The 12,068-nt window shown below is 55.4% G+C and carries 9 protein-coding genes; 1 reads left to right on the forward strand and 8 read right to left on the reverse strand.

Going from position 1 to position 12,068, the window contains the following annotated elements:
* Positions 1–3 precede the first annotated feature (3 nt).
* The 7 genes from pgi to QP888_RS08950 all read right to left on the reverse strand — a co-directional run bounded on the left by pgi (position 4) and on the right by QP888_RS08950 (position 8,306).
* Positions 4–1,668 carry a glucose-6-phosphate isomerase gene (gene pgi / locus QP888_RS08920; protein WP_284813195.1) on the reverse strand — a complete coding sequence of 555 codons (1,665 nt, stop codon included), beginning with the start codon at positions 1,666–1,668 and terminating at the stop codon, positions 4–6.
* A 4-nt stretch (positions 1,669–1,672) separates the two neighbouring features.
* Positions 1,673–2,920, reverse strand: coding sequence for a cation diffusion facilitator family transporter (locus tag QP888_RS08925; RefSeq protein ID WP_284813196.1), 1,248 nt, complete (start codon positions 2,918–2,920; stop codon positions 1,673–1,675).
* 13 nt (positions 2,921–2,933) lie between these two features.
* The gene (locus tag QP888_RS08930) at positions 2,934–5,147 is read right to left on the reverse strand and encodes an N-acetylmuramoyl-L-alanine amidase (RefSeq protein ID WP_284813197.1); all 2,214 of its coding nucleotides are present in this window, start codon (positions 5,145–5,147) and stop codon (positions 2,934–2,936) included.
* A 304-nt stretch (positions 5,148–5,451) separates the two neighbouring features.
* Positions 5,452–5,979, reverse strand: a complete 528-nt coding sequence (locus tag QP888_RS08935; protein WP_284813198.1) for a flavin reductase family protein — start codon at positions 5,977–5,979, stop codon at positions 5,452–5,454.
* Positions 5,980–5,982: 3 nt separating this feature from the next.
* Positions 5,983–7,038, reverse strand: a complete 1,056-nt coding sequence (locus QP888_RS08940) for an acyl-CoA dehydrogenase family protein (RefSeq protein WP_284813199.1) — start codon at positions 7,036–7,038, stop codon at positions 5,983–5,985.
* A gap of 121 nt (positions 7,039–7,159) precedes the next feature.
* Positions 7,160–7,705 (reverse strand): OsmC family protein, encoded by a 546-nt coding sequence (locus tag QP888_RS08945; protein WP_284813200.1) that lies wholly within the window; start codon positions 7,703–7,705, stop codon positions 7,160–7,162.
* A 286-nt stretch (positions 7,706–7,991) separates the two neighbouring features.
* On the reverse strand, positions 7,992–8,306 hold the full coding sequence (locus QP888_RS08950; protein ID WP_284813203.1) for a chorismate mutase: 315 nt from the start codon (positions 8,304–8,306) through the stop codon (positions 7,992–7,994).
* A gap of 96 nt (positions 8,307–8,402) precedes the next feature.
* Here QP888_RS08950 and QP888_RS08955 point away from each other — a divergent pair, with 96 nt between their 5' ends.
* Complete coding sequence (locus QP888_RS08955) at positions 8,403–11,078, forward strand: UvrD-helicase domain-containing protein (protein ID WP_284813204.1); 2,676 nt, start codon at positions 8,403–8,405, stop codon at positions 11,076–11,078.
* A 16-nt stretch (positions 11,079–11,094) separates the two neighbouring features.
* Here the strand turns inward: QP888_RS08955 and QP888_RS08960 are convergent, their stop codons facing one another.
* Positions 11,095–11,874 (reverse strand): M23 family metallopeptidase, encoded by a 780-nt coding sequence (locus QP888_RS08960; RefSeq protein WP_284813205.1) that lies wholly within the window; start codon positions 11,872–11,874, stop codon positions 11,095–11,097.
* Between the last annotated feature and the right edge of the window lie 194 nt (positions 11,875–12,068).

The raw sequence follows: 12,068 nt of genomic DNA on the forward strand, positions 1-12,068 counted from the left end.
TGGTTAAGCCTCGCTTTGCCTGCGGTACCAGCGGATCAGTTCGTCGGTCGAGCTATCGCCGGAATCAATTGCTTCGGCCCCGGAAATCGCGGGCAACAATGCGTCGGCCTGTTTCTTGCCCAGTTCCACGCCCCACTGGTCAAAGGAATTCACATCCCAGATCACGCCTTGTACGAAGGTGATGTGCTCATACAACGCGATCAAGCTGCCCAGTACCGACGGGGTTAGCTGTGGAGCAAGGATCGTCGTGGTTGGGCGGTTACCGGGCATGACCAGGTGAGGGATGAGTTCTTCGGCTACGCCTTCCGCGGAAACTTCCTCGGCGGTTTTGCCGAAAGCCATCACCTTGGATTGGGCAAAGAAGTTGCTCATCAGCAAATCATGTAATGAGCCTTCGCCGTCGATCGCAGCCAAGTCTTGATGCGGGCGAGCAAAACCAATGAAATCCGCCGGGACGAGGTGTTTGCCCTGGTGCAGCAGCTGGAAAAATGCGTGTTGGCCGTTGGTTCCGGCTTGGCCCCAATAAATCTCACCGGTGGCATAGTCGACGCTCGTGCCGTCGCGGCGGACAGATTTGCCGTTGGATTCCATGGTCAGCTGCTGCAGGTACGTTGGGAAGCGCCGCAAATGCTGTGAATATGGCAAAATCGCGTGGCTCGCGGCACCGTGGAAGTTGGTGTACCACACCCCCAACAAACCCATGAGGGCAACGACATTGTCACCAAGGTCGGTGCGATAAAAGTAGTCATCGATGGCGTGGAAACCGGCTAAGAAGCGGCGGAAATCCTTAGGTCCGATGGTGAGCATCAGAGAAAGGCCAATAGCTGAAGACACCGAATATCGCCCGCCGACCCAGTCCCAGAACACAAACATGTTGTCCGGATCGATACCGAATTCCTTGACCTTGTCCTCGTTCGTCGACACCGCAATGAAATGCTGCGCCACAGCACGAGAGCTGCCGAGCTTGTCGACGAGCCACCGCCGGGCAGCGGTGGCGTTAGACAAGGTCTCCTGGGTGCCGAAAGATTTCGAGCTGACGATAAACAGCGTGGTTTCTGGATCTACCACGGTCAAGGTATCGCTCATATCGGCTGGATCCACGTTGGAGACGTATTCGGCGTGGATGCCTGCAGTGTTGTATTCCTGCAGCGCAAGTGCGGCAAAGGCCGGACCAAGATCTGAACCGCCGATACCGATATTAACGATGGTGTGGATTTTCTTCCCTGTAAAACCAGTCCGGGTGCCATCGCGCAGTGAATTGGCGAAGCGCTCCATTTTATCCAGCTCCGCATGGGTATCGCGGGTGACGTTTTGTCCGTCGACTACTAAATCCTGCTGGCCGTGGGAGGAAAAAGAACCCGGTGCGCGTAAAGCCGTGTGCAAGACGGCGCGGTCTTCCGTGTTGTTGATGTGGGCGCCGGAATACATCTTCTCGATGGCTGCACGCAATCCCGCGCGTTCTGCCAATTCCACCAGATGCGCATGGACCGTGTCATCGATCCAGTTCTTTGATAAGTCGATGTGGAGCTCACCAGCGGAAAACGACCACCGTCGGGCCCGGTCGGGGTCCGAGTGGAATAGCGAGCGCAGGTCGAAATCCTGCTCGCTGGCCAGCGTGGTCAGTCGTTGCCATTCCGCGGTGGAGGAGATAGATGTAAAAGAACTCACGCCGTTATATGATACTGCTTTCGCTACTCGAGACGGTGTGTGCACGCCAGTTTCGGGTGCATGTCACGGCAGTTTTTTCCCACAGGCGCCATCCCTGATGTTCGGCAGTATGTGGGTGATGTGCAGCGGCATGGTCTGCGTGTTCTACGTTGGCGTCGACAAGCCCGGCGTCGACAAGCTCAGCGGCAAGGGGTTGGTTGTCGTGGTGGATGTTGCGGTGGTTCATGCGGCGGTTGGGCGCGACCTCAATTTGGATTGTGGTGCGTGTGATCCCATACGTGTCGCGCAAGACAGCTTCCACGCGGCGCAAGACTGTTTCGTAATGGTTCACAGCATCACGCTGGCTAGAGCCTCGTTGTGTAATAACAATGTGTACCGTCGCGACCGCATCCGAGCCGGTCAGGGACCACAGATGCAGGTCGTAGACCCGCTCGATGCCTGGGATACGCAATAGCTCCCGCTGAATGCTCACATAATCTAGTCCGGCCGGCGCGTGCTGCATCAACACCGACAACGACTGTCGCAACAACTGCCAACAGTGTGGCAACAACACTGCCAGGATCAACACGGATACCGCAATATCCACGCCGCCCCAACCGGTTATCCACACCACGGCGGAAGCGAAAATTACCCCAATAGAGCTGAGCATATCCGACACAATATGCAGGTAAGCACCCTTGATATTCAGCGAATCTTGCGACGGTTTGTGCAACACTAGCATCGCCAGCAAGTTGGCTAGCAGGCCGATCGTGGCGACGACTAGCATGACTTCGGCAGAAAGCTCAGCGGGATCGTGAATCCGACGGACTGCCGCGAACACAATCCAGACCGCAATAGCCATCACCAGCAAAGCGTTCAGCGCAGAAGCGATGACTTCCGCCCGCGAAAACCCGTAGGTAGCCAGTTGCGTGGCTTTCCGCTGCCCCCACCACAGTGCGAGCCCTGCCATGACTAACCCGACCGAATCGGTGGCCATGTGCCCGGCGTCGGCAAGCAAAGCCAGGGACCCAGACCAGAATGCTCCCACGACTTCTGCGACCAAAATAGCAGTGGTGAGAATGATGACCGCTACGAGTCGGAGGCCAGTCGCTGAACCGTGCTGGCAATGACCAGCCTTGTGACCATGGTTGTGATGGTTGTGATGGTTGTGATGGTTGTGCTGGTCGCTGTGACTGTGACTGTGGCTGTGGCTGTGGCTATGGTTGTGCTTGTGGCTGCGGTTATGGCTTGTGACAGGGTACATCGTCGTCATCGGATTACCCCCTCTAGTCGTCTTCTACAATTTCGATGTGGCCAGTGCTTGGGTTATAGGTGATGGATCCGTGTTGGAAATTCACCTGGATCGGGGTGTTTCCGTCGTAGTTTTCCGGGGTGCTTGTCGGCAAGCCCAGTGCCTCTACCGCACCGTTAGCCCAAACGCGGGCGATCTCACCCCACAACGCCTGCGTGCCGGTTTCTTCCGAATCGACGATCACGCCGTTGTCGAACACTGCGAAGTCAACGTCTGTACCGAATCCCGCGCCTGCGCCTGCGGTACCGATTCCGGTAATAGGTGTGCCTAATACCGGCCCCAGTAGAGCGTTGATCCGTGCCCAGGTTTGCTCGATAGTGGAATCTCCGGTCAGTTGCACTACGCGTCCGGTCAGGCCTGGAACATCGCCGAGCTTCAGCCCTGGAATGGCTTCGACTTGCGCCAAATTGTTGGCATTGTCAGGCAGGCTGCTGGTTTGTGAGTTTTTCAGCAGCGTCATCACGATAGGCGCGATCAAGCCAATTGCGGTGGCAGCTATCGCGGCAAGGTTTTGACCTGGGGTACCGCTACCGTTTGGCGACGACGGGCGTCGCGGAGTAGTGCCCTGTGATTGGTTCGATTCTGATTGATTGGACTGAGACTGATTGGACTGAGACTGATTGGTCTGAGACTGATTGGACTGTGATTGGTTTGACTGAGACTGATTGTTCTGGGTCTGTCCCGGAGTGATTCCGGGGTTCCCCGCGATCATGTTTTTTACCTGGCTATAGGCCTGGTTCGTGGCCGCACGGATTAATGCCCATTGTTTTACGGCTTCGTCACCAGGGCATTCAGTGTTATCCACGTCGCGGTGGCCATGGAAGCGGTGAAATGTGCGGGTATCGCCGGCAGGGTAGCGGGCGTACTGGCTACCTTCGGAGGTTAGGGAGACGGTACCGGAAGGATCAAAACCAGATTGGGCCGCGCGCCAGCCAGCGATCTGACCTACGGAATTGATAGTAGGCTGCGGAACCGGAGCAATCTGGTGGTTACCAATCATGGCGATCCCAAAGGTGCCGGTGTTGTACCCACCAGCGTGTGCGCCGAGAACACCGGCATTCAATCCATCGCGGCGGCCTTCGTAGATGGTGCCAAATTTGTCGACGAGCGCGTGGTATCCGATATCGCACCACCCCAGCGACTGCGTGTGGTACTGGTATGCACCGCGCACCTGGGCAGCCGCAGATTCACGGCTGTAATTATTCATACCAGCGGTGTGATGCAGCGTCATCGCTTTGTAATCCATGCCGGTGGATCCGCAGTTACCGCGGAGGGACTCGTTGGCGCCCCAAGCTTGGCGGGTGACCACGCTAGGCATGCCCACGGCAAGGTTAGCGGTTTGCTGGATACCGGCGGGAGTAGCGCCTTCTTGGCCGTTAACGAAAACGGCGCTGAGCTCTTCCGCTTTCGGCAACGGTGCGACGCCAACGGCGTTCTCGGAGTGGGTGAGGTCTACAGAATCAGTGACTGGTTGGATGATTCCTTCTGAGGTTTCCAATCCCGCTTTCGGGGTGTGCACCTGCGGCGAAATCTCGCGACTGTGGTCATTACGGTCATTATGGTCGCTGTGGGCATCCTGACTATCGGGGACTCCGAGGCTATCTTGTTCGTCATGGCTGTCGTGGCTGGCATGGTTCCCGTGGCTGTCGTGGCCCTCGTGGCCGTCGTAAAGGTCCACGCCGGCAAGCGAAACTTGGACCTTGTTGGTCGGCGCGACATAAATCAGTTCGGTGCCTTGTTTACTGGCTTCGACAGGGGTGGGTAGTGGATGGGTTTCCAGCCATGGACCCCAGGAGCCATCGGCGGCTTGGGCTCGGAAAAATGCGAGGACGTCGCGATTGCCCTCCCAGGTCAGCGCGAAAGAGTCGAATTCTTCGTCTTGAGTGAATTCTTGGACAGCACGGGACTCGCCGTTTGACAGATCATCGTGTCCGTGTCCGTGTCCGTGTCCGTGTCCGTGGTCATAGGCACCTTGGGTGGCGATAGCTGGGTCATCGACGACGGTCGTGGTGCCGTTGGAAAAGCTCGTGGTCTTGAGCGTCGCTTCCACAGAATTGTGGCCGACACCGTGGGTATTTAATACCTGGCTACCACCGAACGCAGTGGTTAGAACAAGGGCGGACGTACTTGTCAGAGCAATGGTAGGCGTGATCCAGCGGGGCCGAGAAGGAGATAAATGTCTGCGCATCCTCATGATGGACTCCTTGCAGGAAATAAATAAGCAGTGATGTGTTTTCAGATGCAGTAAGGTTTGGCCAAATTAGTTCATGCAACTGAAGTTACAAGTGTTTCTGATGTTATTAATGTTTCGACACGCCGTGAATTTTTATTATGAGAGTTACGAAAGGTTGCTAACTCTGGAATTAACTCTGAAATCCCAGGGCTGGAGTGAGCATGCAACAACCCGCAAGTATTCGGCTGAATACTTGCGGGTTGTTGATTATTCGTTAGTTGTGGCCGAGGGATAAAACCTCAGCCTTAATTAAGCGAGCTTAGATGGAAGATGGGCGCCATCCGGCCTCTGGCCAGCAATGGAATTCGCCGCCTTGGTAAAGCAATGGAGATACCGAGGCGTCGGAATCACATTCTTCGACTTCGACAATCACAATGGTGTGATCGCCAGCGGGGGTTTTGGACTGGATCGTGCCAGAAAACCATGATGCGGCCCCGGATATCACCGGCACATCCAGTGCTGTGCGGTGAGTGTCGACCCCAGCGAAGCGGTCGATACCTTTCCGAGCAAATTGCTGTGCCAGTGGTGCTTGGCCTTGTGCCAATACTGAAATTGCAATTGGGTTGCCTTCGATGAGCTTCGGTAAAGATGATGAATGATTGCCGACCGATAGCATCACCAACGGTGGATCAAGCGAGAGCGACGAAAATGCGGATACTGTCATTCCAGCATCTGCTCCTTCGTGCAACGTGGTCACTACCGTGGTTCCTTTCGGGAAGGCTCCCGATGCACCACGGAGTTTGTCTTTGAGGCTGAACTCAAGAGTCGAACTTTGTGAATTTGTCACTGCTTAGCTTTCCTCGCGTGCCAATTGCCATTTCAGCTGACCTTCGGAAGGCGACTGTACAGGAATAAACGTCGCTTCACGGTAACGGCGAGATGCTGGGGACGACTGTGCATAGCCAGCACCGCCTGCAACGCGGATCTCAAGATTAGCGGCCTGAACGGCAGCTTCTGCCGCATTGAGCCGTAGACGCAGCAGATCCGCGAACGTTACCTGCTCACCGGAAGCAGTTTTTTCTGCAATGGATTCCTGGGTCGAGATCAGCTCCGTGATCTTGTCGTAGGTCTGTGCCACGTCATCGGCAAAAACTTCGTTAATGCCCACCGTCTTTCCGCTTGCTGCAGCAATCGCGGATTCTGCAACTCCGAGACATTCTGAGCTCTGCAGAAGCAAGAACGCAGGGCGCACTCGTGGCAGATAATCCTGAAAGCTTGTGGTCAAGATGTTTTCTTCTGCGATGAAGACATCGTCGAATTCGACCCATGCAGAAGCGGTGGCATTGAGTCCCAGCAACCCGAAAGGGGTACCGAGGGTGAGACCTTCTGCGTTGCCGTCGACGACGAATAAAATCTGCCCGCCCTGATCGGAGTGTGCGCCAGAGACAATGATGGAATCATCAGCCAAGTTCGAGGCCCACTTTAACTTACCGGATACTTTATATCCTCCGTCAACTGCTCGTGCCTGCAAATCAAGATCCCCGGCACCGGCAGCATATTTAAAGACTGAAGCCATGCCCGTGACACCGGGGCGGGTGCCATTTTCAATAGCCTCAATGAGCTGTGGGTGCTGGGTATCGGCGGCTTTCAAGTAAGTCAAAACCATGAGGTCTGCCCAGGTACTGAAAGCGATAGACAGATCCTCACGGGCCAAACCGCGTACCAAGCGAACGGTGGCGACGAGATCGTCGGTGTTAAGCAGGCCGTGCTGAGCCAAAAGTTCGAGGCCATAGCGTGCTGGCTTTTCGCCTTTGTCGACAGCGGAAGCGTTTTCCTGCAGTGTTGTGCGGATATCCTCGGGAATCTCCAAAGGGGCTAATTCAATATTGTGTGATTCGGTAGTCATGAAAGTCGCCTTTAAAGGTTTTATTAACGTCGTCTTATTAACAAGAAGGCAGCAGCCTCATTGTCCTAGGCTGCTGCCCTGGGGTCTGATCGCTGTGAGAAGGGAGTAACCGATTGAGAGGCTAGACCAACTCGTGGGTCAGGTTGGCTGGACGGGTGTAGGTGTTGACGACTGGGGACCACTGGATAGCGTCTGCGACGACCTTCTCGAGAGTTTCGCGTTCAGCATCACCATCGATATCCACCTTGACGCGAACGTCGGAAACACCCGGGCGGGCGTCCTCGCGTGGGCTCACACCCCAGGTTGGAGAGATGTCGATATCGGATTCGATATCGATGTTGATCTTGGTCAAAGTGATATTGCGGTGGGTAGCGATGGCCTGAATTCCGACGGAGATGCAGGCAGCCAGACCGGCCTGAGCGATCTCGGTTGGGTTAGGTGCGGAATCATCGCCGAGTAGTTTTGGTGGTTCGGCAACCAGGGTTGGTTCCAGATCGCGTACCTGGGTGTAGTTACGGAACTGGCCATCTGCCTCGGTGTGGGTGCGGATGACCTTCTTGCCGCCTTCAGGGTTTTCGGCGTTCTTGTTGGCCATCGCCTGCAGGTTGTCGCCATCAATTGGTGCGAGTGGTTCGCCGGCCTTGTGGTTTGGAGTTAGATCAGACATGAGAACCTCCTTGAATTGCTGTGGCAGGCGCTCGTGCTTGCCACGTGGAATGATCGCTAGGATAGCACTCTTGGTCTGCTCGTTTTAGACAAAGCGGTCTACACCTGCTGAACGGTGCAGGTCAGAGAGGGAAGAATGGGGTGTTGTACTGCATAAATAGAATTTGATTTGTCTGCAAAATTGGTGACTAAATAGGTGAATAAAAATTTCTCATCACTGTTCATTTATCCAGTAGATTGTGCTGCTGCGCTTGGCTAGACGGTGCCGCTGGGCTAGGTCAAGTGAATTACCCTAAATGTCCCCGACCCAAACGCAGTAGCGCATTCGCGATATCTACGCCGTCGGCACCGAGCTCGTCGTGGAAAAAGTTGATGATCGCCACCTCGCGGGTGTGTACCAGACGCGTGCCACCGGAGCTCATACGCGTTTTACCAATTGCTTGGGCGACCTCAGTGCGCCGTTTTACCGCGGTGAGGATGATGTCATTCATCTTGTCGATCTCTTTGCGATAAGTCTCAATTTCTTTTTCTGACAGCGGATCATCAGTCCCGGTTGGGGTGCGCACAGAGAAATTCGAAGCCACGTTGTCTATCTGGTTCATACGGGGCATTCTACTGTGGTGGCGGTTACAAGACGGAATACGAAGGTGAAACAATAAAACGGTGAAATAGTAGGCGAAATAGTAGTTTGGAAGATTATGAATTCATCGCCGTTTCAGCCTCGCCCGCAAGCTAGTGATTCACAGAGTAATGCACCATACAATCCTGCAACATACAGTCCTGAGCCATCGTTATTCGGCGGTACACAACCCCGTGGTTTTCCGCCACGTGATACCGAGCTGCCGGATGGTGGCAACAGAACAAACCCGAGGCCACAATCGGCTGAACATCTTATTGCCGGGCTGAACGAGCAACAACGACAGGCAGTGGAGCATTCTGGAAGCCCGTTGTTGATCGTTGCGGGCGCAGGCTCCGGCAAAACCGCGGTGTTGACCCGGCGCATTGCGTATTTGATGCAGCAGCGGGGCGTAGCACCCCACCAAATTTTGGCGATTACCTTTACCAATAAGGCTGCCCGAGAGATGCGAGAGCGCGTCGGCCAGCTCGTCGGTCCTGTTGCCGAGCGCATGTGGGTTGCCACTTTCCACTCGACGTGTGTGCGGATCCTACGTCAGCACGCTCATCTTGTCGACGGCCTGAATACTAATTTCAGCATCTACGACGGCGACGATGCCCGCCGATTGCTGTCGATGATCGCCAAGGACATGAATCTAGACCTGAAGAAATTTACCGGCCGGGTGCTAGCGAATGCGATCTCAAACCATAAAAATGAATTGCAGGGGCCAGCCGCGGCAGCCTCTGCGGCAGCGACCACGAAAAATCCCTTCGATACTGCTGTCGCAGAAGTCTATGCCGAATATCAACGTCGTCTGCGGGCAGCGAATGCCGTGGATTTCGACGATCTCATCGGAGAGATCGTGCGGATTTTCCGGGAGCACGCACACATCGCTGAATATTACCGGCGGCGCTTCCGGCACGTGCTGATCGACGAGTATCAGGACACCAACCATGCACAGTACGCGCTGGTGGCAGCGCTCGTCGGCAAGAACAGCGGTGCGCAGTCACATCCGGAACGCATTAGCGCCCCAGAGTTATGTGTGGTTGGCGATTCTGACCAGTCGATCTATGCCTTCCGCGGCGCCACCATCCGCAATATCGAAGAATTTGAACGCGATTATCCGCAGGCGCGCGCGATTTTGTTGGAGCAAAATTACCGGTCAACGCAGAATATTTTGACTGCTGCCAACGCAGTGATCACTAATAACGAGGGGCGGAGAGAGAAAAAACTGTGGACCGATCAGGGCGCAGGCGAAAACATTATTGGGTATGTGGCGGACAACGAACATGATGAGGCGCGGTTTATCGCCTCCGAGATCGACACGCTCAGCGACCAGGGATATAGCTACAACGATATTTCGGTGATGTACCGGACGAATAACGCTTCCCGTGCGTTGGAAGATATTTTCATCCGCTCGGGTATCCCATACAAGGTAGTCGGTGGCACGAAGTTCTACGAGCGTAAAGAAATCCGCGACATCGTGGCCTATCTGCGTGTATTGGAAAATCCGGATGACACCGTCAGCATGCGACGAATAGTCAATGTCCCGAAGCGGGGCATTGGTGATAAAGCCCAGGGGCAACTCGCTGTGCACGCTGAAAACCACAATATTAGCTTCGGCAAAGCCCTGGAAGCAGCAGCTGCCGGAGAAATAGCTGGCCTCAGTGCGCGGGCGCGGAATGCACTGCGTGGTTTTGCCGAGATGCTCGCCACCGTGCGGGAAGAAATTCCTTCGATGACTAATGCAGCCACTGGCCAGCCGCACCTCGGTGAATTGATTGCTCGTATTCTCGATATCACCGGCTACAAAGCGGAATTAGAAGCGTCCAATGACCCGCAAGATGGCACCCGGTTGGACAACCTGAACGAGTTGGTATCGGTAGCGCGCGAATTTTCCTCTGATGCGGCAAACGCCGCTGGATTAGACGAAACAGATATCAATGGTGCAAACGATGGCAATGCTGTCGACGAAGGCAATGCTGTCAATGGTGCCGCTGGCGCAGGCGATGGGCTGGAAGATGGTGAATCCCCAGCAGGTTCGTTGGCTGCATTTCTGGAAAAGGTATCCCTGGTTGCTGATGCCGATCAGATTCCAGACCACGAGCATGGCGTCGTTACCCTCATGACCCTGCACACAGCCAAGGGACTGGAATTTCCGGTGGTGTTTGTCAGCGGTTGGGAAGACGGGCAATTTCCACACATGCGTGCACTTGGTGATCCACACGAATTATCCGAAGAACGCCGCCTGGCGTATGTGGGCATTACGCGAGCGCGGAAGAAACTCTATCTGACTCGGGCGATGATGCGTTCTGCCTGGGGCCGCCCGGTGGAAAACCCCGCGAGCCGGTTTTTGGCGGAAATCCCGTCGGAAGTCATCACCTGGAAACGTGAAGAACCCACCGCAGGCCCGGGCTCTGGATGGGGCGCTGGTGGTTCTAGCTTCACTAGCTTTGGTGGAGGCGATGATGATTCTTGGGCAGAAATGTCGTACGGGGCACGCCGTTCGCGCCGGATGCGTGGTTCTACTGCGTCTTCCCCTTTGCAGCAGAACCGTTCCGGTATCCCGGACAAGAAAACCGGTGGCGCGAAATTAGAGCTTGCCGTTGGAGACAAGGTCAATCACGCCAAATATGGTTTGGGCACCGTGATTTCTGCGGATGGCCAGGGAGCGCGTGCTACCGTGACCATTGACTTTGGTTCTTCAGGAACTATTCGCTTGATGTTGGTGGGTGCGCCGCCTATGGAGAAACTCTAGGAGTGCTCTTGGGGCGCTATTTAGCGCCTCGGACGGTGATGCCTTGCTCGGCGAACCATGGGACTGGGTCTACCGGGGTGACACCGTCTGGGCGGATCTCAAAGTGTAGGTGTGGGCCGGTGGAATGGCCTTCATTTCCCATGGTGGCGATTTGCTCGCCGGCTGTAACTTTTTGGCCAACGCTCACGCTGTATGAGTTCACGTGACCGTACACGGAGATTTCACCATTGTCGTGCTGGACACGCACCCATTTACCGTATCCTTGTGCCGGTCCGGCGCTGATAACGGTGCCATCCATGATGGAATAAATCGGGGTGCCAATACCGTTTCCGATGTCAATGCCTTGGTGAATCCGGCCCCAGCGCGGTCCGTATGGTGAGGTAAAAACTCCCTCGGTAGGAAAGACCACTGTGCGTCCGTCGGCAGTGGTGCCCTTTTCCGCAGTCATGTACGACGTTGATGGGGAAGCTTGTGCTACCTTCTCCGCGGGCTCTGCTTCCGGGGAGGTGAGGGGGTCGATTATGATCTCCAGGGCATCGATGTTGTCTTGGAGGCTCGGAGCCCCATCTTGGTCGAGCTGCTGCACAGTGGATGCCAATCCTTCGGCAACTTTGAGCAGAGCGTCTAGATCATAACCGTTAATGACGGGGTCTTGGGCGCTGCCTGGGTTGACAGTTGCTGTCAGAGCCGGATCAGCGTTGGCTGCTGGTGTGGAACCCGGCATGTTCATAGCGACCGCGAGGCCGGCGGCGCTCACGCCTAGGATGAGCCGTCGAAAGCGGTGGGAAGGCTTCATACAAGATCCTGTCTAATCGTGCAGTCTTACAACTACTGAAAGGCTCTCGCCGGGAACGGACGTGGATTGCCCATCCGGCTGCGGCTTGTGTAGAGCCTTATTTAGAGCCGTGTTCAGAACATTGTTCAAGCTACCGTTATTTATTTGTGATGGCAATGCCATAAGGGCTGGTTAATGGGTTGATTTTCTCGACA

It is taken from the genome of Corynebacterium sp. MSK297, assembly GCF_030232885.1.
Taxonomy (GTDB): domain Bacteria; phylum Actinomycetota; class Actinomycetes; order Mycobacteriales; family Mycobacteriaceae; genus Corynebacterium.